At 36.3% G+C, this 26,402-nt stretch carries 16 protein-coding genes and 1 other annotated feature; of the genes, 10 read left to right on the top strand and 6 right to left on the bottom strand.

Annotation, left to right across the window (positions count from 1 at the left end; all coding sequences use genetic code 11):
- Nucleotides 1–210 precede the first annotated feature (210 nt).
- Nucleotides 211–1,443 (top strand): NADP-dependent malic enzyme, encoded by a 1,233-nt coding sequence (locus tag AB3U99_RS19355; RefSeq protein WP_400243292.1) that lies wholly within the window; start codon nucleotides 211–213, stop codon nucleotides 1,441–1,443.
- A gap of 52 nt (nucleotides 1,444–1,495) precedes the next feature.
- On the opposite strand, the gene AB3U99_RS19350 is transcribed toward AB3U99_RS19355, so the two are convergent.
- Together AB3U99_RS19350 and AB3U99_RS19345 are read right to left on the bottom strand one after the other, a co-directional pair.
- Nucleotides 1,496–2,830 carry a nucleobase:cation symporter-2 family protein gene (locus AB3U99_RS19350; protein WP_400243291.1) on the bottom strand — a complete coding sequence of 445 codons (1,335 nt, stop codon included), beginning with the start codon at nucleotides 2,828–2,830 and terminating at the stop codon, nucleotides 1,496–1,498.
- A 147-nt stretch (nucleotides 2,831–2,977) separates the two neighbouring features.
- Complete coding sequence (locus AB3U99_RS19345) at nucleotides 2,978–4,624, bottom strand: PucR family transcriptional regulator (RefSeq protein ID WP_400243290.1); 1,647 nt, start codon at nucleotides 4,622–4,624, stop codon at nucleotides 2,978–2,980.
- A 276-nt stretch (nucleotides 4,625–4,900) separates the two neighbouring features.
- On the opposite strand from AB3U99_RS19345, the gene AB3U99_RS19340 reads away from it, so the two are divergent.
- The 3 genes from AB3U99_RS19340 (at nucleotide 4,901) to proS (ending at nucleotide 10,135) form a co-directional block, all read left to right on the top strand.
- Nucleotides 4,901–6,136 (top strand): Zn-dependent hydrolase, encoded by a 1,236-nt coding sequence (locus AB3U99_RS19340; protein WP_400243289.1) that lies wholly within the window; start codon nucleotides 4,901–4,903, stop codon nucleotides 6,134–6,136.
- A 92-nt stretch (nucleotides 6,137–6,228) separates the two neighbouring features.
- Complete coding sequence (locus AB3U99_RS19335) at nucleotides 6,229–7,458, top strand: pyridoxal-phosphate-dependent aminotransferase family protein (RefSeq protein ID WP_400243288.1); 1,230 nt, start codon at nucleotides 6,229–6,231, stop codon at nucleotides 7,456–7,458.
- A gap of 788 nt (nucleotides 7,459–8,246) precedes the next feature.
- Nucleotides 8,247–8,464 (top strand) — a binding site (T-box leader).
- Between the two features lie 237 nt (nucleotides 8,465–8,701).
- Nucleotides 8,702–10,135 carry a proline--tRNA ligase gene (gene proS, locus AB3U99_RS19330; protein WP_400243287.1) on the top strand — a complete coding sequence of 478 codons (1,434 nt, stop codon included), beginning with the start codon at nucleotides 8,702–8,704 and terminating at the stop codon, nucleotides 10,133–10,135.
- A gap of 117 nt (nucleotides 10,136–10,252) precedes the next feature.
- On the opposite strand, the gene AB3U99_RS19325 is transcribed toward proS, so the two are convergent.
- From AB3U99_RS19325 to AB3U99_RS19315, 3 genes are all read right to left on the bottom strand, one after another.
- Nucleotides 10,253–11,128, bottom strand: a complete 876-nt coding sequence (locus tag AB3U99_RS19325; protein WP_400243285.1) for a cation diffusion facilitator family transporter — start codon at nucleotides 11,126–11,128, stop codon at nucleotides 10,253–10,255.
- Between the two features lie 266 nt (nucleotides 11,129–11,394).
- Entirely contained in the window at nucleotides 11,395–13,596 is a 2,202-nt protein-coding gene (locus AB3U99_RS19320) for an MMPL family transporter (protein ID WP_400243283.1), read from the bottom strand.
- Between the two features lie 126 nt (nucleotides 13,597–13,722).
- Nucleotides 13,723–14,349 carry a TetR/AcrR family transcriptional regulator gene (locus AB3U99_RS19315; RefSeq protein WP_400243281.1) on the bottom strand — a complete coding sequence of 209 codons (627 nt, stop codon included), beginning with the start codon at nucleotides 14,347–14,349 and terminating at the stop codon, nucleotides 13,723–13,725.
- Between the two features lie 367 nt (nucleotides 14,350–14,716).
- Here AB3U99_RS19315 and adhE point away from each other — a divergent pair, with 367 nt between their 5' ends.
- Nucleotides 14,717–17,329, top strand: coding sequence for a bifunctional acetaldehyde-CoA/alcohol dehydrogenase (gene adhE, locus AB3U99_RS19310; protein ID WP_400243279.1), 2,613 nt, complete (start codon nucleotides 14,717–14,719; stop codon nucleotides 17,327–17,329).
- A 65-nt stretch (nucleotides 17,330–17,394) separates the two neighbouring features.
- On the opposite strand, the gene AB3U99_RS19305 is transcribed toward adhE, so the two are convergent.
- Nucleotides 17,395–18,417 carry an HD-GYP domain-containing protein gene (locus AB3U99_RS19305; protein WP_400243278.1) on the bottom strand — a complete coding sequence of 341 codons (1,023 nt, stop codon included), beginning with the start codon at nucleotides 18,415–18,417 and terminating at the stop codon, nucleotides 17,395–17,397.
- A 265-nt stretch (nucleotides 18,418–18,682) separates the two neighbouring features.
- Here AB3U99_RS19305 and AB3U99_RS19300 point away from each other — a divergent pair, with 265 nt between their 5' ends.
- From AB3U99_RS19300 to uvrA, 5 genes are all read left to right on the top strand, one after another.
- On the top strand, nucleotides 18,683–18,973 hold the full coding sequence (locus AB3U99_RS19300; protein ID WP_400243277.1) for a hypothetical protein: 291 nt from the start codon (nucleotides 18,683–18,685) through the stop codon (nucleotides 18,971–18,973).
- A 616-nt stretch (nucleotides 18,974–19,589) separates the two neighbouring features.
- Nucleotides 19,590–20,453: an STAS domain-containing protein gene (locus tag AB3U99_RS19295; RefSeq protein ID WP_400243276.1), complete on the top strand. Its 864-nt coding sequence runs from the start codon at nucleotides 19,590–19,592 to the stop codon at nucleotides 20,451–20,453.
- A 16-nt stretch (nucleotides 20,454–20,469) separates the two neighbouring features.
- A complete protein-coding gene (locus tag AB3U99_RS19290; RefSeq protein ID WP_400243275.1) occupies nucleotides 20,470–20,697 on the top strand; it encodes a CsbA family protein in 228 nt (75 codons plus the stop codon).
- Nucleotides 20,698–21,228: 531 nt separating this feature from the next.
- A complete protein-coding gene (uvrB, locus tag AB3U99_RS19285) occupies nucleotides 21,229–23,208 on the top strand; it encodes an excinuclease ABC subunit UvrB (protein WP_400243274.1) in 1,980 nt (659 codons plus the stop codon).
- A gap of 7 nt (nucleotides 23,209–23,215) precedes the next feature.
- Nucleotides 23,216–26,092 (top strand): excinuclease ABC subunit UvrA, encoded by a 2,877-nt coding sequence (gene uvrA, locus AB3U99_RS19280; protein ID WP_400243273.1) that lies wholly within the window; start codon nucleotides 23,216–23,218, stop codon nucleotides 26,090–26,092.
- Nucleotides 26,093–26,402: the final 310 nt, after the last annotated feature.

Here is a 26,402-nt window from a genome sequence, read left to right as displayed (position 1 = left end):
AAAATCCCGATTGGTTATACAAAAATCAATGTAGAAAAAACGTCTGATGATGCTTACTTTTTTTTAGATAGTTAGTATTTTTTTGAAAGCGTTTTTTTATGTTTTTCGATCTATCATTTTAGGTAAGAAAAATTCCTATACTAGAAAAATGCCCCAATAGAAAGAAGCAATTGTATTAGAGGGAAATTGCGCTAATAAGGGAGAGATAAAATGTCTTTACGAGAAGAAGCTTTACATATGCATCAGGTCAACCAAGGGAAATTAGAAATCCATGCAAAGGTAGAAGTGAAAAATGCCCAGGATTTAAGTTTAGCCTATTCTCCAGGAGTGGCCGAACCGTGTAAAGAAATTTTTGGAAATCCGGAAGCTGTATATGATTTTACGATGAAAGGCAATATGGTGGGCCTTGTAACAAACGGTACCTCTGTACTTGGTTTGGGGAATATTGGGGCAGCGGCATCTCTTCCTGTTATGGAGGGAAAAGCAATTTTATTAAAAAGCTTTGCTGGAGTAGATGCCTTTCCGATTGCTTTAAATACAGCAGATGAAGATAAGATAGTGGAAACTGTGAAATTGATGGCTCCTACTTTTGGTGCGATACATCTAGAAGACATTGCTGCACCCTATTGTTTTGAGATAGAAGAACGATTAAAGCAAGAATTAGATATCCCTGTATTTCATGATGATCAGCATGGTACTGCGATTGTAACCTTGGCTGGACTTGTCAATGCGCTTAAACTTGTAAACAAAGAAATGAAGGATTTAAAAATTGTTATAAATGGGGCTGGTGCTTCAGGGATAGCTGTTGCGAAACTTCTCTTTTCTTCCGGTGTAATCAATATGATTTTATGTGATACAAAAGGAGCAATTTATACTGGTAGACCAGTTGGCATGAATCCAACAAAAGAGTCTGTAGCAACATTCACAAATGGAGAGAATGAAAAAGGTTCTTTGCGCGATGCTATTAGAGGAGCGGACGTATTTATCGGAGTTTCTGTCGCAGATACCTTAACAAAAGAGATGGTACAAACGATGAATAAGGATGCGATTATTTTTGCGCTGGCAAATCCAGTGCCAGAAATAAGTCCGGCTGAAGCGAAAGAGGCAGGTGCTATGATTGTCGGAACAGGAAGATCTGATTTTCCGAACCAAGTAAATAATGTATTGGCATTCCCAGGTGTTTTTCGTGGCGCTTTAGACGTTCGAGCAATGACTATTAATGAAGCGATGAAAAAAGCTGCGGCTGAAGCAATTGCAGGATTAATTGCGGAATCAGAGCTGAATGAGGAGTATATCATTCCAAGTCCCTTTGATCAAAGAGTAGCTCCAGCCGTTGCTGCCGCCGTTGCGAGAACAGCAATGGAAACAAATGTAGCGAGAATTCAGGTCGATCCAGAGCAGGTAAGAATGAAAACGATGAAACTGGCAACGATAAGAAATTAATAAAGGTAAAGAGAAAAGAGGTCGGTTCATTGAAGAACAGCCTCTTTTCTCATTAAAGTGTATGTGTTTCGCTTACTTCCTGTGTAGGGAGAATAGAAGTATTAGTGTTTTGTTTAATTGTTTTTACCCTAAAAAGAAGATTTAACAGGATAGCTGCTATGCTTCCAGTAATAATTCCATCACTGACAATGATACGTAGTGCAGAAGGGAGTTGATCAAATAAAGTAGGAACTGCAGTAGCTCCTAAACCGATGGAAATGGAGCACGCCATAATCAATAAGTTAGCTTGATCAGTAAAATCTACTTTACTAAGCATTCTGATTCCAGAAGCTACAACCATCCCAAACATAACAACCGTTGCTCCACCTAATATAGGTGTTGGAATAATGGTAGCGAATGCTGCAACTTTGGGAATGAGTCCTAGGAAGACTAAGATTCCTCCGGCAGCGACAACAACATTGACGGTTTTCACTTTGGAAAGCTGTACAAGACCAACGTTTTGTGCGAAGGTGTTATATGGAAATGCATTGAATAATCCACCTAAAGTAATGGCAACCCCTTCTGCTCTATATCCTCTTGTTAAATCCTTTTCACTTAAAGGTGTTTCAGTAATCTTGCTTAGTGCAAAGAAAACACCAGTTGATTCAATGACAATGACCAAACCAACAATTAACATCGTAAGGATCGGACCAATTTCAAAACTAGGAGTCCCAAAATAAAATAGTTCAGGAAAATGGAACCAACTCGCCTCCTTTACTGGGGATAGATTAACTTTTCCAAGAAAGGCAGCAGCAACAGTGCCGGCGATAATTCCAATTAAAACAGACAATGATTGCATAAATCCTTTTGTGAAGCGATTTAACAATAGAATAAATAATAATACCCCAAATGAAAGAATCAGATTTTCAATGGAACCAAAATCTTCACTTGTTGCTCCTCCTCCCATATTTTTAATGCCTGATGGAATGAGAGATAAACCAATAATAGTGACGACTGTTCCAATCACGACAGGAGGGAAAAGTTTTGTTATTTTACTGAAAAAAGGAGCGCAAATAATCATGAAAAGTCCAGTAACAATGATGGCTCCATAAATAGCAGTCACTCCATAGTTTGTTCCAATGGAAATCATCGGCGTAACAGCAACAAAGGAGCTACCAAGAACAACGGGTAATCCAATTCCTAAATATTTATTTTTCCAAGCTTGAAGCAAGGTGGCAATTCCACATGTTAATAAATCAATTGCAACAAGATAAGCAAGTTGTTCAGTTGTTAAATTTAATGCTCTTCCGACTAATAACGGTACGAGTATAGCACCTGCATACATGGCAAGCACATGCTGTAGTCCTAAAGAAAAAATTTTCAAACCCTTTTCTTTGTTTTGAGCCATTCGTTACACTCCTTTTTCTTGAATGTTAATAAAGTTAACATTGTTCGTTATGATAATTAACATCATAATGAGCGAGAAGAAAGAAGTCATTGGTTATATTGTACAAAATATTTAGAAAATATAGATTATATATCTAAGAAGACTCCATTATATTTGAATTTGTTTTTTTCCTTCAGTCGTTTTTAAAATCGACTTTATCCGGAAAGCAAACCGAAGATGGAAGGTAGTTTCTGGATCTTTAAGGCTTTTTCCTAAAAGTTCTTCACATTTTTCTAAACGATAGATTACTGTGTTGCGGTGAACATAAAGGCGTTTTGCCGTTTCAGAAATTTGGCAATGAGTTTCTAAGTATACAGATAATGTGTTGAGTAGTATTTGTTCCTCTTCCTGCTGCTGATTGTTTATGAATGATTGAAAGATATAATCGTAAAATTCCTGAAGATCCTTTGTCGGAATAATTCTTAACATCTCAAACACATCTTTTGGCCGGTGAATCTGGATAAAGGGAATATTTCCAGAAAGCTGTCCAATATGTAAGGCGCTATGTGCTTCTTTATATGCATTAGGTATATTTAATAGGCGTTGAAAAACATTGCTAATACCAAATGACATAGACCTTTTAAAGGTATTTCCGATATATTCTTGAATATTTTGCAAATAAGGAAGAATCGAATGGTCTAAATCATACGATGAATGGGCGACTTCCATAATAATAATACAGTGATCATCTTTTATAAAAAGCTGGGAGGCAAAAGGCGCTTTTTTTATTTCCGTTTCCAAATATTCGTATATATAATCTACCTCAACAGAATGCTGTGTAAAGGACATGTATTGATCACTGTTATCCATTTTTCCAATGATTGCAATCGAAGCGTGTTCCCTTTTTATAGAAAATTCTTTTGCTCGACTTTCAATTTCCTCAGCAAAGGTAAATTTTCCTTCCACAAAATGAGTGAAGAAATCATTTCGTGCCCTTCTTGAATATTGCTTTACTGTATTTTCTCTCATTAGCTCAAAAGATAAAACGTTGGTAGCTTGTTCAATGGTAAGCAATAAACTCTTGTCTTCAATCGAGATTTCTCCAAGTACAACTAGAAATGCTGGCTTCCTCATATGCGTATAGATTGGAAAAATAGTAAAAACCTCTTCTGTATTTCTGCTTGAAAAACAAGAATAGGGCGAGCTTGCTAATAAAAATTCAAATCCTTTTGCATGAAGGGAGCTAAAGTAGTTTTCAATCGAATTTCTAGTATGAGAAGAGGTATGCATTTGAAAATGTGCATCAAGTAAAACAATTCGCTTATTAATCATTTGCGATAAGTCGTCGACAAGCCTTTTTATGCCTTTTCCTTTTAATATATGCTGTGTGAATTTCCGGTGGGTTTCAAAGGCGGTAGTTAACTCTGCTGTTCTCTGACTCAGCATGTAATTTAAAGAGCCATTAACAATTTCGCCAAGTGATGTTTCTAAAGGAATTTCTAAAAGTGGAAAGCCTTTATCATTTGCAAATTGAATTGCTTCTTGTGGAATATGTCCTAAGAATCTTTTTGCTTTAATACCTAGAGCAGTGCAATCTTTTTCTTGCATACTTTTTATTAAGGAAAGCAAAACATCAGGCTTATCTTTAAGATGGTAAGCGGTAGTAACTAATAAATCGTTAGGATGTAAATATTCAACAATATCAGGCGCATCCATCATTGTAATATTCTTTATTTCTTTATTTAATCCAGTGTGACCTGCAATGACTTCCACAGCATCAAAAACCGGTTTTTGCAGTATTTCTTCTAGTTTCATTTTATCCCCTCCTATAAGCATACTATTTTACAAGGTGTCTCCGCATATCAGTTTTAGTTATTTTATACAAAGTATTTAGATGATTCTAACACTTTATCTAATGTATTGCCAGTGAGTGCTTATTAAAATAATGGTTACATAATAAAAGTGCGTAGTTAAAATTGTTATTTTATTCCATGAAAAAGGTATGGAAATATATCAAAATGAATTAGCCTGTTCCTTCATTTTTGAATAGGTTGAAGCAATTGGAAACATCACCCGAGAGGAGCGATAGAAATGAAGACATCTATTGAATTAGATACAAAAGAGGTGGGTAAGTGGATGGAATGGCTGGCTGCATTTGGGGCTACCGAAAATGGTGGAGTTACACGACTTCTCTATGATGAAAATTGGCGGTTAGCACAGCATTCTCTTTTACAAAAAATGAATGAGGCTGGTTTAAGTACGTATTTTGATGGTGTAGGTAATCTGTTTGGCAGGCTAGAAGGGTCGCTTGTAAAGGAGAAAACAATTCTGACAGGTTCCCATATTGATACAGTAATAGATGGTGGAAAATATGATGGTGCGTATGGAATCATAGCTAGTCTGCTTGCTTTGGATTATTTAAAGAGACATTATGGAATCCCCAAAAAAACAATAGAAGTCGTATCATTATGCGAGGAAGAAGGGAGTCGATTTCCTTTAGCTTTCTGGGGGTCAGGTTCAATAACAGGAAAATATATGAGGGGTGATTGCAAAGGATTATACGATGCGAGAAATATTTCCTTTTCTCATGCGATGTCATCGATGGGCTTGCAATCAGATAGAGAACAAGTAAAAAGAGCAGATATTGATTGTTTCATAGAAATACATATCGAACAAGGTGCAGTATTGGAGAAAGAGCAGGAGTCCATTGGCGTCGTTTCTCATATTGTTGGGCAAAGACGATTTACTGTCAAAGTAACAGGAGAGAGCAATCATGCAGGTACGACTCCAATGTGTTATCGAAAGGATAGTATGCATTTAGCTGCTGAATTAATTACCTATGCTATAAACCAAGTTACAGATATTGATTCTCAGTTAGTAGCAACAGTCGGGAAAATAGTAGCCTCGCCAAATGTTCCGAATGTGATTGCGAAAGAAGTGACGTTTTCATTAGATGTCAGGCATCATCAAGAAGAAGTGCTAGATAATTTTTGCAAGAAAATTTTTGCTTATTTTAAGCAGAAAAGCATAGAAGCGAGCATGAATGTTGAGTGGGAACAATGGATGGACATTAAGGCTGTTGAAATGGATGCAGATTTGAGAGAACTAGCCCATTCCATCGTTCAAGAAATGGATATTCCAAACCGAAAAATGATCAGTGGGGCAGGGCATGATGCGCAGGTGTTTGGAACATACTGTCCGTCAGCCTTACTATTTGTTCCAAGCGTAGCTGGAGTCAGCCATTCTCCAGAAGAACACACAAATCTAGAAGATTTAAAAAGAGGGATTATTGTTCTTATTAAATTATTGCACCGCTTGGCTTATTAAGTAATGTGCTTATTTTTATAGAAGGAAAAAGAGCGTTTATTTGGAGCAAGAGAACCGAAAAGCAGAAGAGAAAAAAGGAAAGGACGTAACCAATGACTTTTTCAGAATTAAACACACCTATAAGAACAATTATGACACCAGGTCCAGTTGAAGTGGATCCACGAGTATTAAGAGCATTAAGCACTCCGATTTTAGGGCAATTCGATCCAGCATTTACAGCTATCATGAATAATGTGATGGTGATGATCCAACAAGTTTTCCAAACAAAAAACCAGTGGGCATATCCGATAGATGGAACCTCGAGATCTGGACTTGAAGCTGTATTGGCCAGTATTATTGAGCCGGGAGATAAAGTACTAATACCGATTTACGGAAGATTTGGACACTTGTTAACAGAAATCGCTGAAAGATATGGGGCAGATATTCATTTACTTCATTGTGAATGGGGCGAAGTCTTTGATCCGGAAGAAATCATTGCAGAAATGAAGAAAGTGAAACCAAAAATTGTTGCCCTTGTTCATGGAGAAACATCAACTGGGTGTATGCAGCCATTAGAAGAGGTTGGTAGGGCATGCCGTGAACAAGATATTCTATTTATCGTCGACGCTGTGGCAACGATTGGCGGAGTAGATGTTCAAACAGATAATTGGCATATAGATGCAGTTATTGGGGGAAACCAAAAGTGCTTATCAGTGCCATCGGGCAATGCTCCTATTACGTATAATGACCGAGTGGAAAAAGTATTGATTGCGCGGAAAAAGGTAGAAAGAGGGATAGCAACAGACAGTGAGTTAGCAGAGAAAAAAGCCCATGCTCCGATTCGCTCCAATTATTTAGACTTAGCACAATTACAGGATTATTGGAGTCCAAGAAGATTAAATCATCATACAGAAGCAACTTCTATGTTATACGCACTACATGAGGGATTAAGAATTGTTTTAGAGGAAGGACTGGAAAATAGATTCGCCAGACATCAATACCATGAACAAGCATTAATGGAAGGAATTAAAGGAATGGGGCTAGAGCTATTTAGTGATAGAAGGTGGAAACTCCCAACTGTTACTTGCATTAAAGTGCCAGAAGGAATCGATGCAGAGTCGGTCCGAAGTATGATGCTCCAGCAATTTGGCGTAGAAATTGCAAGCTCCTTTGGCTCTTTGAATGGAAAAATATGGAGAATTGGAACGATGGGCTATAGCTGCCGAAAAGAAAATGTCTTATTCGTACTTGCCAGTCTAGAAGCCTGCCTTATTAGACATGGAGTAAAACTGCCTGCTGGTCAAGCACTTCAAGCGACATTGGATTTTTATTCAAATGATTAATATAAAAGGTAACAGAGAAACTTACTCTGTTTACTCTGTGCCCGCGAGCGAGAGAAAAAGGAAGAGCAGGTAACAGAGAAGCGCTCTCTGTGCCCGAGAGCAAGAGAATCAGCAAGAGCAGGTAACAGAGAAGCGCTCTCTGTGCCCGCGAGCGAGAAAATCAGCAAGAGCAGGTAACAGAGAAGCGCTCTCTATGCCCGAGAGGAAGAGAAAAAGGAAGAGCAGGTAACAGAGAAGCGTCCTCTGTGCCCGAGAGCAAGAGAATCAGCAAGAGCAGGTAACAGAGAAGCGCTCTCTGTGCCCGCGAGCGAGAGAATCAGCAAGAGCAGGTAACAGAGAAGCGTCCTCTGTGCCCGAGAGCGAGAGAATCAGCAAGAGCAGGTAACAGAGAAGCGCTCTCTATGCCCGAGAGGAAGAGAAAAAGGAAGAGCAGGTAACAGAGAAGCGCCCTCTGTGCCCGAGAGCGAGAGAATCAGCAAGAGCAGGTAACAGAGAAGCGCCCTCTGTGCCCGCGAGCGAGAGAATCAGCAAGAGCAGGTAACAGAGAAGCGTCCTCTGTGCCCGAGAGCAAGAGAATCAGCAAGAGCAGGTAACAGAGAAGCACCCTCTATGCCCGCGAGCAAGAGAAATAGCAAGAAAAGGTAACAGAGAAGTCCACTCATTGCCCGTCCCACTTTCAAAAAGGAGAAAAGGTAACAAACTATTGCCTATCCATTATAAAATGAATAAAAAAATCCATATTGACAATAATGATTCTATCCGATATGATTTTTCACAAAGAAATGAATAAAGAAACTATAAAAAGGAATAGTATACAGCCATGTCTATTAGAAGAGAGGGTTTAATTGCTGAAAGGACCTATAGGCTATCTGTGGAACCTGCCTTTTTCGTTCTGTATCGAATAGACATTGTTTAGAAAGATTCAGCGGTTCAATACCGTTACCATGGATGAGTGTAAAGCTTTGCTTTGAATTAGGGTGGTACCGCCATTTTTATGGTCCCTAATAAAAGGCAAAGCTTTTTTAATGGCTATTTTTAATAAAAAGGGCTTTTAAAAAAACTGGGTTACACGTAGATTAGCGAGTAAATACCATCCTGGCTCCACGGAGCAAGCTAACTCGCCCCGTGGAAAACAGGTTTAATTTGTACTCCCTCGCAAGAGCAATCCTTAGAAGAACTTTACAAGGTGAAATAGTTTAATTAATGACAGATATTACAATATTGAAAATAGGAGGCCCCTAAAATGGCAAAGGATTTTGTAAAAAGCATTACTAGTATGGAAGAAGATTTTGCTCAATGGTATACAGATGTTGTTACAAAAGCAGAACTAATCGATTATTCAAGTGTAAGAGGGTCCATGATTATTCGACCATATGGAACAGCAATCTGGGAGAATATTAAAGATGCTTTAGACAAACGTATTAAAGAAACAGGACATGAAAATGTTTATATGCCACTGTTTATTCCAGAAAGTCTATTGCAAAGGGAAAAGGATCATATCGAGGGATTTGCTCCAGAAGTAGCATGGGTTACGCATGGAGGAGATGAGGAATTAGCAGAAAGACTTTGTGTGCGCCCAACCTCTGAAGTTCTTTTTGCAGAGCATTATAAAAATATTATCCATTCCTATCGCGATCTTCCAAAGCTATATAATCAGTGGGCAAATGTAGTGCGTTGGGAAAAGACTACTCGTCCATTTTTACGTACATTAGAATTTTTATGGCAAGAAGGGCATACGTGTCATGAAACAGAAGAAGATGCAGATCGAGAAACTATTCAAATGCTTGAAGTCTATGCGGAAATTTGTGAAAAATACTTAGCACTTCCTGTTATCAAAGGGAGAAAAACAGAAAAAGAAAAGTTTGCTGGTGCTAAATATACGTATACGATTGAAAGTTTGATGCATGATGGAAAAGCATTACAATCAGGAACGTCTCATAATCTAGGTGATGGCTTTGCAAAATCATTTGGAATTCAGTTCTCTGATAGGGACGGAAACCTCCAGCATGTTCACCAAACATCATGGGGCTTTACTACTCGAATTATTGGTGCCATGATTATGGTTCACGGAGATGACCGTGGCTTAGTAGTACCGCCAATGATTGCGCCAACTCAAGTAATGATCGTACCAATTGCCCAGCATAAAGAAGGGGTTTTGGATTTTGCCTATGATTTGCAGAAGAAACTAAACAGTTCCATTCGAGTGGGCATTGATGGAAGTGATAAAAAGCCAGGCTGGAAATTTAATGAGTATGAAATGAAGGGAATTCCTTTACGTCTAGAAGTAGGACCAAAGGATATCGAGAAAAATCAAGTTGTGCTCGTTCGCAGAGATACTGGAGAAAAGCAATTTGTATCAATGGATGGACTAGAGGATACAATTGCCCAATTGTTAAAGGATATCCAAGATAATTTACTACAGAAAGCTATCGATCATAGAGAAGAAAATACTCATATTGCTTTAAGCTTCAATGAATTTAAACAATGGATAACAAAAGAAAAGCCAGGATTCATTAAAGCAATGTGGTGTGAAGATCAAGCATGCGAAGATAAAATTAAGGAAGAAACAAGTGCAACATCTAGATGCATGCCTTTTGAACAGGAGGTAATTGCAGATACTTGTGTATGCTGTGGGAAGAAAGCAAGTAAATTAGTGTATTGGGCCAAGGCATATTAATACTTTAGCCGGATTATCTAGTTGCAAAAAAACGAAGGGATAAAATGGTGGGTACCCCCAAAGGTTAGATTTTTGCACTCTAACTTTTGGGGGGGCATTACCAATATCCAGTCGTTTTTATTTTTCTTCGTCTGGTTCTATATGCACATGTACCTCTAACACATTAAACTCATCTATTAAAGCATTCTCAACTGCGGATGAAATATCATGGGCATGAGTAACATCTAGCTGCTGGTTAACTGTAATGACTACATCGACAACTGGGTTGTTTCCGTAGTTTCTTGCTTTAATTTCTTTTACAGCCTTTACACCTTCCGTACGCAAAATAGTTTTTTTGAATTGATCAATTAATAAAACATCAAACCCATCTGTTAAATAGTGGGTTGTTTCTCGGAAAATGCCCCAGGCTGTTTTACAAATTAATAGCCCAACAATGCAGGCAGCAAGGGGATCTAAAAAGGTTAGTTTTAGTTGAGCGCCAAAAATACCAACGGCCGTTCCAAAGCTAACGATTGAATCTGAGAAGTTATCCTTTGCAGCAGCTTTAACAGCTTGGCTATTAATTTTGTTGCCTAAACGTAAATTAATGCGATAAACGCAAAACATTACAGCACCACAAGCGATGGCTGTATAGGCAGCTACTAAATCAGGTGCTTGTCTTGTATGGCTAAAGAAGGAAGAAACGGCTTGGAATAATACTTGCAATCCCACGCTCATCATTATGAAGGAAGCAATTAAAGAAGCAACTGTTTCTGCCTTCCAATGACCATAAGGATGATCTTTGTCCGCTGGTTTTTGGGAAAGACGCAAGCCAATTAATACAGCAACAGAAGCAATAATATCCGTAAAATTATTCCAACCATCAGCTTTTAAGGCTTGCGAACCAGTGCTGTTCCCAATAAATAATTTCACAGAAGCTAATATAATATATGTAAAAATGCTCAATATCGCAGCCCGTTCTCCGAGCTTTAAGTCTGCATATTTTTTATCCATTACAAATGCCCCCTTAACTAACCCACTTATCATATCAATTCCTTATAGGGTGGGTCTAGAGCAACGTTTTTATACATATCAACAAAAGTGTTAGAAAGATAAAATAGTTAGCCAAAGGAAAAAAATCATCAATATAAATTAACTTAGTAAAGTAGAATAATGCACCTAAATCTAGGGGGGATGTTTACTTAAGATGGAAATGTTTTGGATGAGATAAAAAATCCCCAAGGCTTATTTAAAGACAAACCTTGGAGGAGAGTAATCCTTTATTCCTTTCCTTTTACATGTATTTTCTTGCTGGGCCAAAGGGCAGCATTTCCTAATAGAGAAGTAATTGCCGGTACTAAAAACGGTCTTACGATAAATGTATCTAACACAATCCCGATAGCCGTTATCGTTCCAAAATGGACAAGCACTTCCATAGGTAGAGTAGTCAACACCATAAAGGTAGCTGCTAAAATGACTCCTGCAGAAGTAATAACCCCACCTGATTCTGCAACTCCCTCTTTTACTGCTTGTAAGAGAGGCATCTCTTTCTGTTTTTTCCAAATGCTTGATATCATGAAAATATTATAGTCTTCTCCTAAAGCAACAATAAAGACGAAGGAGTACAAGGGGATTAATCCTTGAATTGCTTCTACTCCAAATCCATAATGAAGAATGCCCCACCCTAAGCCTAGAGCACTAAAGTAAGAAAGAAGTACAGATGCTATTAAATAGAATGTTGCTGTAATGGATCTTAGATAAACAAGTAACAAGATAGCAATCATGATTAAAATAATTGGAATAATTAATTTTGCATCTTGATTTGTCAATTCTTTTGTATCATATTGTTCTGCAGTTATTCCAGCAAGCCAAATATTATCATTTGGATCCTTTATGCCATTTTCACGAAGTATCTCTTCTAAGGTATCACGAATAATAGGTAGTTCATCCATCGCTTGATTTGAATAAGGATTTGTTTCTAATTCAATCGAATATTTTACTAAATTAGGATTGTTTATTCCTGATTCTTCCTCTGAAACCGTTGCAATGAAATCTAATTGTTTTAATTCTTCTCCGACCTTAAATTTTTCTCCTTCTGTATCAATAATGACAGATACCGGAGCGAGTTCGCCCGCATTAAAGTGTTCTTCGATTAAAGTAAATCCTTCTTTTGATGGCATATCATCTGGAAAGGAGGACAATAAATCATACGTATATACTGTTTTAAGGGAAAATGCAGCAAAAATACCAAGAAATAATGTCGTCAGAATAGTCACTTTCCATGGATGTTTGGTTACTACATTTCCGATTGTTTTACCTAGCGTATTTCTTTTTCTGGCCAACTTTTTTATACTACCCTGCATTATTTGTTCGTCTAATTTCGGAACAAATGGATAAAAAGATAGTCTTCCAATAATAGCTAGAATGGCTGGAACAAGACTAAGACTGGCTATCATCATAATAAATATAGCTAAGCTAAATGGGATTGCAAATCGTTGAACGGCACCATACTGGGCGAACAATAGGACAAGTAGAGAAAATACTACTGTTAATCCACTCATAGCCACGGCTCCACCGGATCGATGCAATGCTTTTTGCATAGCAATTTCTTTAATCGATTCTTTGGTTAAATACGTTCGATATCTACTAATAATAAATAAGCAATAATCAGTACCTGCTCCAAAAAGTAATACAGTCATAATAGCAATACTTTGAGAATCGAATTCAATCCACTGATGTTCTCCCATGAAACCAAGCAAAGGACTGATAACTCCATAGGCAATACCTACTCCAATTAAAGGAATTAACGCTAAAATAGGAGAACGGTAGATGACAAGTAAACAAATAAGCACAATAATAACGGTGCCAATGAGTAAGGATAAGTCCCCTTGGCTAAATAGCTCAGTAGCATCTATGGAGATCCCAACAGGGCCAGTAGTTCTCGCATGTAATTTCGTCTCATCCTGTAATGTAGTGTTAAAAGGATCTTTGTCAAATATCTCATTTGCAACAGTTTCTAGGTTTTGAATACTGTCTTTTAATTCACTAGTAGCTAAATTGTTCGCAAATAAAATAGGGAGAACTAAAGTTGTTCCATCTTCTGAAATTTGTTGTCTGACTACCTCAATAGGTAGTTGATGATAAGGAATAATTACTGCTTGATTAGCAAGTGGAGCATTTGTTAATTGGTTCGTAAGTTCTTGGATTTGCTCTACATCCCTATCAGATAAGCCGGTTGAGCGAAACCATGTAATTAAGGCAGGAGTTCCTTGGTCATCAGAAAATTCCTCCTTCATTTTTTCTTCGGCCTGCTGTGATAAAGCAATTGTTGGAACATTGCTAGCTAAGTCGTTTTTTTGTGAACTAGCTTGAGGGAAGAGCACACTTAAGATTCCAACAAGGAGAATCCAAGCAATTAAGGTTATCCATTTTCCTTTTTTACTAGTAACAGCGGCAAAATAAAGATGAATATACTGTTTCATTTTTTTTCACTCCTTAAATACACATTGCTTATCATTTGATAAATTGTGTGTGGAAAGGAACTTATCAAGTGATAAGGTGAGTATATATTTATTTTTGAAAGAAAGGAAGTATTTTTTTGAAAATTATTATCTATCTACTATTCCAAATAAAAATAGATGAACGACTAATTTTGCTTTACGCCGGATTTCCTTTGTTTGTTCTGCATTAGAAAGTTTTTTCATATGAGAAGGATGCATGGCGGTTTGAATATATTGTAGAAACGTGAAGGCTATTTCTTCGCTATTACTTTCTATTTTTTGGAAAGAAATATTATTCTCTTTTTCGGCCATATCAAACACATGTTTAATCGGTTTGAAAAATCCCTCTTGCCAGCGAATTCTTAGTTGGGTTTGTATATCAATTGGCATCTCATGTTGTAAGTCATGGAACATTTGCATGAGATCCTCTTGATAATGTTCTAAAAAGTAAAGAGCAATATGGTAAAGACATTCTTGAAGGGTCTGATATTCTTTCGTAATTTTTAATAAAGCATTTTCAGTCTGTTGAATAGAAGTAATAATTACTTCTTTATAAATATCTTGTTTATTCTTAAAGTGATGGTATAAGGCTGGCTGTGTAATTCCACAACGCTCTGCAATCATCCTTGTGCTGACCTTACGAAATCCCAATTCCATAAACAACTGATAGGAGACACGGATTATAAATTGATAGGTATCATGATCCGTGTTAGTTCTTTCCGATTTTTCATCCATATTGTAAACCCTTTCATTGTTGATTTTATCACATTTTATATTATAGGTAAAACAAGGATTTATTTCAAATTTGTATAAAATGTGAACAACATTGTGAAAAACTGAACAATTTTTAATGAATAGGCTTGAAGGTTTTGGCATGTCGTTATATGATAAGCATGTAAAGAAAAACAACAAGAAATTACGAAAAGATGCAATAAGATTGTAGGAAGTTAGTAGGCAAAATAAACTACTATATTAGTAGTTTTTCTTTAAAGAATCTTTTGTGAAAACATTCACAAATTAACTGCTTTATAAAGTGGTTTTTTCTTTAAAGTTACTTGTGAATTATTTCACATTATTATTCTCTATATTGGAGGGATCTACGATGTCAGTTGTTGAAAAAGAAGTAAAAGCGAAAAATGAGCAAGTTGATGTGCAAACAGTTATTAATGAAATGGCAGCAAAAGGAAAAAAGGCACTGGAAGAATTTATGTCTTTAGATCAAGAGCAAGTAGATAAGATTGTAAAGGCTATGGCTCTTGCTGGTCTAGATAAACATATGTATTTGGCTAAACTAGCAGTTGAAGAAACTGGCAGAGGCATTTATGAAGATAAAATTACAAAAAATATATTCTCTACTGAATATATCTACCATAATATTAAGTATGATCGTACAGTTGGGGTAATAAGTGAAGACCAACAAACAGGAATTGTTGAAATTGCCGATCCAGTAGGTGTAGTAGCAGGGGTAACACCTGTTACGAACCCAACATCTACAACAATGTTTAAAGCTATTATTGCGATAAAAACACGTAATCCAATTATATTTGCTTTCCATCCATCTGCACAAAAATGTAGCAGTGAAGCAGCAAGAATTTTAAGAGATGCAGCAGTTAAAGCTGGAGCACCAGAAAACTGTATTCAATGGGTAGAAAAACCTTCTATTGAAACAACAAAAGCGTTAATGAATCATAATGATATTGCATTAATTCTTGCAACTGGCGGACCAGGAATGGTTAAATCTGCATATAGCTGTGGAAAACCTGCACTTGGCGTTGGCGCTGGTAATGTACCTTGTTATATCGAAAAATCAGCTAAAGTAAAAAGAGCAGTGAATGATTTGATTCTATCTAAAACATTTGATAATGGAATGATTTGTGCATCTGAACAAGCGGTAATCATAGATAAAGAAATCTACGATGAAGTAAAAAATCAATTGATTCGCAATAGCTGCTACTTCTTAAATGAAGAAGAGTTGGCAAAAGTAGAAAAATTAGTAATCAATGAAAATACATGTGCGGTAAATCCGGATATAGTTGGAAAATCTGCACATTATATCGCTGGTTTAGCAGGAGTAAAAGTTCCGGAAGATACAAAAATTCTTCTTGCTGAATTAGAAGGTGTTGGACCAAATTATCCACTATCCAGAGAAAAATTAAGCCCAGTGCTTGCGTGCTATAAAGTGGAATCAACAGAAGAAGGAATCAAACGTGCAGAAGAAATGCTAGAATTCGGGGGATTAGGACACTCAGCAGTTATTCACTCTGAAGATCCAAAAGTAGTGGAAAGCTTTGCGTTAAGAATGAAAGCATGCCGTATTATCAATAATGCACCATCTTCTCAAGGAGCAATCGGTGACATCTACAATGCATTCATGCCATCTTTAACGCTTGGCTGCGGATCTTATGGTAAAAACTCAGTATCTACTAACGTAACAGATATTCATCTATTAAATGTTAAAAAACTGGCTAAAAGGAATGTAAATATGCAATGGTTTAAAGTTCCATCAAAAATTTATTTTGAGAAAAACTCTGTACAATATTTACAAAAAATGAAGGATATCTCTAGAGTGTTTATCGTAACAGATCCATACATGGTTAAATTCGGATATGTGGATAAATTACTTTATAACTTAAGAAAACGTTCAAACCTTGTGCAAGTTGAAGTGTTTTCAGATGTAGAACCAGATCCATCTATTGAAACTGTTGTTAGAGGAACAGAGATGATGGCTAAATTCCAACCAGACTGCATTATCGCACTTGGTGGGGGATCTCCGATGGATGCAGCAAAAGGGATGTGGTTATTCTACGAACATCCAGATGAAGAGTTCTTTGGATTAAAGCAAAAATTCTTAGATATCCGTAAAAGAGTTTATAAATATCCATCTTTAGGTGGAAAAGCTAAATTTGTAGCAATTCCAACTACTTCTGGTACTGGATCTGAAGTAACATCTTTCGCGGTAATCACAGATAAAGAACAAAACATTAAATATCCTTTAGCAGATTATGAATTAACACCAGATGTGGCAATCATCGATCCGCAATTTGTTATGACAGTACCACCTGCAGTTACAGCAGATACAGGAATGGATGTATTAACACATGCTGTTGAAGCGTATGTATCTAATATGGCAAATGACTATACAGATGCATTAGCCGTCAAAGCAGTTCAATTGATCTTTGAATATTTACCAAGAGCGTATCGTAATGGAAATGATGAAGAAGCACGCGAAAAAGTGCATAATGCTTCTACAATTGCTGGTATGGCATTCGCAAATGCTTTCTTAGGAATTAACCATAGCTTGGCACATAAATTAGGTGCAGAATTCCATATTGCGCATGGACGTTCAAATGCTATCTTATTGCCACATGTAATTCGCTATAATGCAGAGAAACCGAAAAAATTCATGGCATTCCCTAAATACGAATACTTTAAAGCAGATGAACGTTATGCAGAGCTTGCAAGAATTCTAGGATTGCCAGCTAATACAGTGGAACAAGGGGTAGACAGCTTTGTTAAAGCAGTAATCAGACTTGGAAAAGAGTTAAATATCCCAATGAGTATTGCAGCACAAGGTGTAGATCCAAAAGAATTTGAAGCAAAAGTGGATTATTTAGCAGATCGTGCCTTTGAAGATCAATGTACAACAGCGAACCCTAAATTACCATTAGTAACAGAGTTGGCAGACATTTATCGAAAAGCATATAAAGGGGTTTAAAATCTTTCCGTAGAGCATAGCATTATGGCCAAATCATTTTTGATTTGGCCATTTCTTTTATATATTCAATTGGCTATGCCAGCAATTTTCAAAGATGTCTTACGTAAATCAATATAGAAATCCTTTTGACGAACAAGCGGGAGATGTGGTTCGTTTTGATGGATAAAGATGATTTCCGCCGTTTCACTATTAGATAAGGTGACCTTTTTAAAGAGTTGCTTTCTCATAATAAAATTAGTAAATGGAATGACAATGGCAGGGTTTAATGCATTTCCATATGCTTCATTCACTAATTCATTGATTGCTTCAAAGTAGGTTTTCTTTTCTTTATAGGTGTGTGAACTACACATGCTATTAAACATGTCTGCTACCGAAACAATTTGAATTAAAAATGGAATATCTTTTTCCGTTCGGTGAGAGGGATAGCCTTTTCCATTAATTTTTTCGTGATGCAATAGGGCAGTTCGTGATATTAATATATCTAATTGAGAAACCTGAAATAAAATGCTTTTTCCATAGGTTGTATGTTTTTGGATTTCCTTATAATCTTTTTGCGTTAAGCGGTCTTGTGCTTGTAAAATAGATGGGTCAATTTTGAGCATGCCGATATCATGGAATAAACCCATTTGACTTAGTAGATGACATTCCGTTCTAGATAACCCTAATATTTTTCCTATGATTGCTGAAATGATGCCGACATTGATACTATGTTGATAAATATAATTCATTGGTGCTACTTCTTCATGGATAATATCTAAAATTGCTAATTCTTGAAGGGAAAAATCAATTACTTTTTCATAGGTATGAAGAAGTCTATCTACATTGTAATTTTCCTTTTCTATCATGCAATGAAAGGTTTCTTTCACTACATCTATTAATTCAGTAAATTCATTATTGACGGAGGAAGGAGGGGCTTCTTCTGTAGAACTAATTACATCAAATGGATTTACCTGATGCTTTGTTAGTAAATCTACATGTTTTTTCGTAAGAATGGAGCCCTTTTTTAGTAGAAATAAACCTTCAATGGAGTTAGAATATACATCTTCTTTTATACGAAATCCGGTAATATCAGCAGTTACTTTTTCCATATCATTTGTCTCCTTTATGTAATAGCTATTTTGCTACGTCACATCCCCTTATTAGTAAATATTACCTTACCTCAACAATGGATAAAACAGACTTTATAACCAGTTGGAATAATCCTAAATACCTATTTTAGTAGAAGTTACTAAGGACTAAGGTCTTCCGCAATGTTTACCTATTATAATAATCATATATTTACCCGAAAAAAATCGAAGGAATTGATCTTTTTTTAGCAGATTCAAAGATACTTTTAGAGAGGGGAATACACAAATGGATAAAAATCAGCTGAAAAAAAATACTACTTTATATGTACATAAGGAAAAGGAATATCAAAACCATTTAGAAATTATTCATCATGAATTGATGAAATTTCGTACCATAAATATACCTAATCAAAATATAGTGATTGAAAACCAGGATTTGGAAGACTGGATAGTAGAAAAACTAAGCCCTGAGGAAATCACAGAAATTATCTTTTTGTTAGAAAACGCCAAAAAGAGAGCTTCCTCTCTGGAATCCATTTTTCAAGTAATTGCAATAAGTTTATTAAAAAATACATAGGAATATCTTCTAATCTGCTCTTACTATCAAAGGCTTCTCACTTGTTTCACTATGGTGACAAATATATGATAGTATATATTTATCCATAATTACCTAGAGTAGAATCCAAAAAATAAGTAGGAATGAACATAGACAGTTGTGGATGCTTCAATTATTCTACATCGAGAAATTGTTATGATAGAAGGCTGTTTTTCTAAAAGATTGTTGCTTTTTCAATAGAAAAAATAAATTAATTAGAAAAACTGAGCAGCCTGAATACACGTAGACTGTGGGATTAGCGAGGGAGGGCACTGGAAAACTGCTAGCTTTTGAAGATTGGTAGTAATCACTTTTTAAAACTTAGATGTGGAAATTCTTTTCCGAGGCGACCTATTATTTCGCTTTCAAAGAACTGAATCCTCATTTAACTTGGATAACTATATTTTTTCAGTGGCCTCATTAGCGAGACAGGTGAGACCCCGGTGGCGAAGCTGAGGAAGCTTAAGCGTAGCCCCGTGGAAAGCGAAGTGTATTCAGGCTGCGGGTCATAGCAACAAACTTTACGAAAACAAACTTTATAAACAGTCTAATAGAAAAAGGGATGAAGGTTTGTTTCTTGTATTAGGAGGAGAAATAGTTGGAACCATGTATGCAAAGCCTATACACCTATTTAAATAATCAACTTGTAGATATGCGAAAGGATTGGCTAAACACGATAGAAAATAGCTCATCTAATTTTTATTCTATTAATAAATCAACTGAAAATTTGGATGAATTAGTTACAGCTCATAAAGTACTTTTAGAAAATGTAATTAAGGTATTTATTGAGGATGAAGCAGTATATACAGCAAATATTTCTAAATGGGCTGTGAGAGTTGCGGAAAAGCGTGCAAAAGACTTGGTTCCTATCTTGGAATCAATTGAACAGCTTAACACTATTAAGGCAATTCTTGTATCATACGTTGAAAAGTTTTCTAAGGAATCAACTGATCAGTTAACTGTTACTACACTGTTTGAATGGATACGATTAATCCACTATGCATTTGATTTATTTGGAAATATATTTATTGGGTCTTATGATGAATACAAATTTCAGCAATTAATAGCGCAGCAAGAAATAATCTATGAATTAAGCAGTCCGGTTATCCCAATTACGAAGGGGATTGGTGTTCTTCCATTAATTGGAGATATAGACACGAAGAGGGCACAATTAATCATGGAAAATACTTTGAAGGAATGCAATGAAAAACGATTTAATCAGTTATTTATTGATCTATCAGGAGTGCCACTAATCGATACAATGGTGGCGCATCAAATCTTTCAGGTTATTCATGCTCTGCGTTTAATTGGTGTAAAAGGATATCTTTCTGGATTAAGACCAGAGGTGGCGCAAACAGCAATTCAACTAGGTGTGGATTTTAGCCAAATTCCGATTTTTAATAATTTAGCAAGCGCTCTTGAAAGAATTGGGTTAATGGTTGACGAAGCGAAATATGTTTAAATAGAGGTGTATGTAGATGGGGAAGTATCTAGCTGCACTATTTTTTCCATGCTTATTAGTAGTACTCTTTTCAAAAGCTACCTATTATCCAATTATTGGGTTAATCTTAACTGTCGCATTGATTGCTGCTTCAGTGTATAAAGGATATACTGACACATTTTTATTAATAGTAGTGGATGCTTTTTCCATGACGATTGGATATATGATTAGCAGGAAATGGAAAGAGAAAGTAGCGAATAAATAATGTTTAGGCTATATTTCAAAAAGTAATGAAAAAGAATAGAGAAGAAGAATGACTAAACGATTTTACGTCGATAAAGATGATAGGTATTTTCGTATAGTCATTTTTTTTGGTTTTTTTTTCACATAGATAAAACAATTCTAAAATAAATAGAATGTTTGTTCTCTTTTTGTGGTTTGAAATGGATGGTTTGTGGTAGAATGGTGATATGTTGATTACATAGGTAGGAATTTATAATAAAAGAACGGTTAAACAACCGCCTTTTTAAATTTTTTTGTTTAAATAAAAAATTGCTTTCGATTATTCTGCAAAAAAAATGGGAGTGTTAATCGAATGGAATACACTCGGATCCTGCGGGAAAAAAGAAGAATGCAAGTATCTGAAGCAAAATGTAACGTGCAAGTTTTTACATTTGCCTCTATAAACAATAAAGTATACGAAAATAGTTTGTAATATATAGGAAACACCATAAACAAAAAGTATCAACGGAGCATATGAATAAGCAGAAATGCTTATAGATCGGAGGATGGTTTAGTGAATCATGATTTTGAATTAGTTTCAAAGTATACTCCTCAAGGAGATCAGCCAGGAGCAATAAAAAAATTAGTATCAGGAATTAGGGAAGGCGAAAAAATTCAAACCTTGCTAGGGGCAACTGGAACTGGTAAAACCTTTACAATCAGCAATGTTATTAAGGAAGTGAAGAAGCCAACGTTAATTATTGCTCACAATAAAACACTAGCTGGCCAATTATATAGTGAATTTAAGGAGTTTTTCCCTAATAATGCAGTGGAGTATTTTGTCAGCTATTATGATTACTACCAACCAGAAGCATATGTCCCGCAAACGGATACGTTTATCGAAAAGGATGCGAGCATCAACGATGAAATTGATAAGCTTCGCCATTCTGCAACATCCTCCTTATTTGAAAGAGATGACGTTATTATCATCGCCAGTGTTTCCTGTATTTATGGTTTAGGTTCCCCAGAAGAATATCGAGAAATGGTTGTTTCATTAAGGACTGGTATGGAATTAGAAAGAAATCAATTGCTACGTAAGCTAGTTGATATCCAGTATGATCGAAATGATATTGATTTTAAACGAGGGACTTTCCGAGTACGTGGAGATGTAGTAGAAATTTTCCCAGCTTCTCGCGATGAACACTGTATTAGAGTAGAATTTTTTGGTGATGAAATTGATCGAATTCGTGAAGTAGATGCATTAACTGGCGAAATATTAGGAGAACGAAATCATATTGCAATCTTTCCTGCTTCTCACTTCGTAACAAGAGAAGAGAAAATGAAAATAGCGATTGAGAACATTGAAAAGGAATTAGAAGAACGATTAGAAAAACTGCGAGAGAATAATAAATTATTAGAGGCTCAGCGTCTAGAACAGCGCTCACGCTATGATCTTGAGATGATGCGAGAGATGGGGTTCTGTTCGGGAATAGAAAACTACTCAAGACATTTAACATTAAGACCTCCTGGATCTACACCTTACACTTTATTAGATTATTTTCCAAAAGACTTTCTTCTTGTCATTGACGAATCGCATGTTACACTACCGCAAATAAGAGGAATGTATAATGGGGACCAGGCAAGGAAAAATGTGCTAGTAGAGCATGGTTTTCGCTTGCCGTCAGCACTTGATAACCGCCCATTAACCTTTGGAGAATTTGAAAAGCATATAAATCAAATGATTTGTGTTTCGGCAACTCCTGGTCCGTATGAAATCGAGCATACGCCAGTTATGATTGAACAAATCATTCGTCCAACTGGATTACTTGATCCGACCATTGACGTTCGTCCGATTGAAGGGCAGATTGATGACCTAATTGCTGAGATTCATGAAAGAATTAAACGAAATGAGCGGGTATTGGTGACGACGCTTACGAAAAAAATGTCAGAGGATTTAACAGATTATCTGAAAGAAATAGGAATTAAAGTCCAGTATTTACATTCCGAAGTAAAAACATTAGATCGGATTGAAATCATACGGGAATTACGTCTTGGCAAATATGATGTGCTTGTAGGAATTAACCTATTGCGGGAAGGCTTGGATATTCCAGAAGTATCACTAGTCACTATTTTAGATGCTGATAAGGAAGGGTTCCTTCGTTCGGAACGCTCTTTAATTCAAACAATTGGACGTGCAGCAAGAAATTCGAATGGGCATGTCATTATGTATGCAGATAAGATGACTCATTCGATGGAAGTTGCAATAAGTGAAACGAAAAGACGAAGAGAAATCCAAGAGAAATACAATGAAGAACATGGAATTACTCCACAAACGATTCAAAAAGGTATTCGAGATTCTATTCGTGCTACGCAAGCAGCAGAAGAACCAGAAGAATATGCAACATCTGTTAAACTTGATAAATTGACGAAAAAGGAAAAAGAGGCAATAATCGCCCAAATGGAAAACGAAATGAAGGAAGCAGCAAAAGCTCTGAATTTCGAAAGAGCAGCAGAGCTTCGCGATTTATTGCTTGAATTAAAGGCTGAGGGGTGAGCAAACAATGGCAAAGGATAAACTTATTGTAAAAGGCGCAAGAGCAAATAATTTAAAAAATATTGATATAACAATTCCAAGAGATCAATTAGTAGTCATAACCGGTTTATCTGGTTCCGGGAAATCTTCCCTCGCTTTTGATACCATTTATGCAGAAGGACAAAGAAGATATGTGGAATCTTTATCCGCATATGCCCGCCAGTTTTTAGGACAAATGGATAAGCCGGATGTTGATTCGATTGAAGGGCTATCTCCTGCTATTTCTATAGATCAGAAAACAACTAGTCGAAATCCGCGCTCTACTGTTGGTACAGTAACCGAAATTTATGATTATTTAAGATTATTATTTGCAAGGGTAGGAAGACCAACTTGCCCTGAGCATGGAATCGAAATATCTTCCCAAACAATTGAGCAGATGGTTGACCGTATTCTAGAATATCCTGAAAGAACAAGACTTCAAGTGCTTGCACCGGTTGTATCTGGGCGCAAGGGATCCCATGTAAAAGTGCTGGAAGATGTGAAAAAGCAGGGATATGTTCGATTGCGAATCGATGGCGAAATGTTTGAAATTGGTGATGATATTTCCTTAGATAAAAATAAGAAACATAATATTGAAGTTGTAATTGATCGACTTGTTGTAAAAGAAGGGGTTGCTGCAAGAATGGCAGATTCCCTTGAATCTGCTTTACAATTTGGGAATGGAAAAGTGATTATCGATGTTATTGGACAGGAAGAATTGCTTTTTAGCGAGCATCATGCTTGTCCGATTTGTGGATTCTCTATTGGCGAATTAGAACCAAGACTATTTTCCTTCAATAGTCCATTTGGAGCATGTCCTGATTGTGATGGTCTCGGAAATAAACTAGTAGTAGATGTTGATTTAGTCATTCCTAATTGGGATTTGACTTTAAAAGAAAATGCGATTGCTCCATGGGAATCTATTAGTTCTCAATACTATCCTCAGCTCCTTGAAAGTGTATGTAACCATTTTGGCATTGATATGAATATACCGGTAAAGGATATTCCCCAAAATCTAATGGACAAGATTCTTTATGGGTCAGGTAAAGAATATATTCACTTTCGATATGAAAATGACTTTGGTCAAGTTAGGGAAAATGATATTCAATTTGAAGGTGTTATAAAAAATATTGAAAGAAGATTTAAGGAAACAAGCTCTGATTATATCCGAGAGCAAATGCAAAAATACATGGCTGAACAGCCTTGTCGTACATGTAAAGGCTATCGTTTAAAGAAAGAAGCGTTAGCAGTATTAATTAATGGCCAACATATTGGAAAAATCACGGAAAAATCAGTTGTTGAATGTTATCAATTTATGGAGCAGGTTGATCTAACTGAAAAGGAAAAACAAATTGCTAACTTGATTCTTAGAGAAATAAAAGAGAGAGTCGGATTTTTAATAAATGTTGGTTTAGATTATTTGACTTTAAGTAGAGCAGCAGGAACCCTATCTGGAGGGGAAGCGCAAAGAATTCGTTTGGCAACACAAATTGGCTCAAGACTTACCGGCGTACTCTACATTCTAGATGAACCTTCTATCGGTCTTCATCAAAGAGACAATGATAAATTAATTGATACATTAAGACAAATGAGAGACATCGGAAATACATTGATTGTTGTAGAGCATGACGAAGATACAATGATGGCAGCAGATTATTTAATCGATGTTGGTCCTGGTGCAGGCGTACATGGAGGAGAAATTATTTCAGTTGGAACACCAGATGAAGTAATGAATGATCCACTATCAATTACAGGTCAATATTTATCAGGAAAAAAATTCATTCCACTTCCATTAGAGAGAAAACAAAGTGATGGTAGGTTTATTGAAATAACTGGCGCAAAAGAAAATAATTTAAAAAATGTAAATGTAAAAATACCGCTTGGAATGTTTATCGCCGTCACAGGTGTTTCAGGGTCTGGAAAAAGTACGTTAATTAACGAGATTCTTCATAAAGGCTTAGCACAAAAACTGAACCGTGCAAAAGCAAAGCCAGGACAGCATAAAGAAATTAAAGGAATCGACCAATTAGAAAAAGTTATTGATATAGATCAGTCTCCAATTGGACGAACGCCAAGATCAAATCCTGCAACTTACACCGGAGTGTTTGATGATATTCGGGATGTTTTTGCGACGACTAACGAAGCAAAAGTACGTGGATATAAAAAAGGACGCTTTAGTTTTAATGTAAAAGGCGGAAGATGTGAGGCTTGCCGTGGAGATGGAATCATAAAAATCGAAATGCATTTCCTTCCAGATGTGTATGTTCCATGTGAAGTATGTCATGGAAAACGATACAATAGAGAAACATTGGAAGTGAAATATAAAGGGAAAAACATTTCAGATGTATTGGAAATGACCGTAGAAGATGGAGTAGCTTTCTTTGAAAATATCCCCAAGATTCATCGCAAGCTCCAAACCATTGTTGATGTTGGCTTGGGTTATATTAAACTAGGACAGCCGGCAACTACTTTATCAGGTGGGGAAGCGCAAAGGGTGAAATTAGCATCTGAATTACACCGCCGTTCCACTGGGAAGTCCTTTTATATTTTAGATGAGCCGACGACAGGCTTACATGTTGATGATATTTCAAGATTATTGACGGTGCTGCAAAGATTAGTCGAAAATGGCGATACAGTACTCGTTATTGAACATAATCTGGATGTAATAAAGACTGCAGATTATATTATCGACTTAGGTCCAGAAGGTGGAGATAAAGGTGGTACAATTTTAGGAACAGGTACTCCAGAAGACATTGCAAATCTTAAAGGATCTTATACTGGGAAATATTTGAAGCCGATTTTGGAGAGAGATCGACTAAGAATGAAGAATCATATAGAAGAAGCAGAAAAGATTGCTACAACTTAATAAAGAAAAAAGGGATGGGGACAGTAGAAGAGTCGGTTAGTTTATAGTAGATGCCGACTTCTTATAAAATGACCTTGTCCCATTTTTTTCTTCAGCAGAATTCTTCTGAAATGAAAAATAATGACATAAAATAAAAAAGATTCTTAAATTAAGTATATAGAGAAATAAAAGTATTGAAACTTTCCGGAGGGATAATTCGTACTAGAATGAAGAAACGATAATTTTGAATTCTAATGGTTGATATCCTGAATTGATTGGAGTTGAAATGCAGCCAATCATTTAATTTATTCACAGAGTTTCATTAATGCAT

Source organism: Niallia tiangongensis (assembly GCF_044704065.1).
GTDB lineage: Bacteria > Bacillota > Bacilli > Bacillales > Cytobacillaceae > Niallia > Niallia tiangongensis.
The sequence above is the reverse complement of the archived record's forward strand: the minus strand, read 5'-3'. Positions and strand labels throughout refer to the sequence as shown.

Coding starts and splice junctions, on each gene's coding strand:
- AB3U99_RS19355 (WP_400243292.1), top strand. CDS start 211: ATGTCTTTACGAGAAGAAGCTTTACATATGCATCAGGTCAACCAAGGG.
- AB3U99_RS19350 (WP_400243291.1), bottom strand. CDS start 2,830: ATGGCTCAAAACAAAGAAAAGGGTTTGAAAATTTTTTCTTTAGGACTA.
- AB3U99_RS19345 (WP_400243290.1), bottom strand. CDS start 4,624: ATGAAACTAGAAGAAATACTGCAAAAACCGGTTTTTGATGCTGTGGAA.
- AB3U99_RS19340 (WP_400243289.1), top strand. CDS start 4,901: ATGAAGACATCTATTGAATTAGATACAAAAGAGGTGGGTAAGTGGATG.
- AB3U99_RS19335 (WP_400243288.1), top strand. CDS start 6,229: ATGACTTTTTCAGAATTAAACACACCTATAAGAACAATTATGACACCA.
- proS (WP_400243287.1), top strand. CDS start 8,702: ATGGCAAAGGATTTTGTAAAAAGCATTACTAGTATGGAAGAAGATTTT.
- AB3U99_RS19325 (WP_400243285.1), bottom strand. CDS start 11,128: ATGGATAAAAAATATGCAGACTTAAAGCTCGGAGAACGGGCTGCGATA.
- AB3U99_RS19320 (WP_400243283.1), bottom strand. CDS start 13,596: ATGAAACAGTATATTCATCTTTATTTTGCCGCTGTTACTAGTAAAAAA.
- AB3U99_RS19315 (WP_400243281.1), bottom strand. CDS start 14,349: ATGGATGAAAAATCGGAAAGAACTAACACGGATCATGATACCTATCAA.
- adhE (WP_400243279.1), top strand. CDS start 14,717: ATGTCAGTTGTTGAAAAAGAAGTAAAAGCGAAAAATGAGCAAGTTGAT.
- AB3U99_RS19305 (WP_400243278.1), bottom strand. CDS start 18,417: ATGGAAAAAGTAACTGCTGATATTACCGGATTTCGTATAAAAGAAGAT.
- AB3U99_RS19300 (WP_400243277.1), top strand. CDS start 18,683: ATGGATAAAAATCAGCTGAAAAAAAATACTACTTTATATGTACATAAG.
- AB3U99_RS19290 (WP_400243275.1), top strand. CDS start 20,470: ATGGGGAAGTATCTAGCTGCACTATTTTTTCCATGCTTATTAGTAGTA.
- uvrA (WP_400243273.1), top strand. CDS start 23,216: ATGGCAAAGGATAAACTTATTGTAAAAGGCGCAAGAGCAAATAATTTA.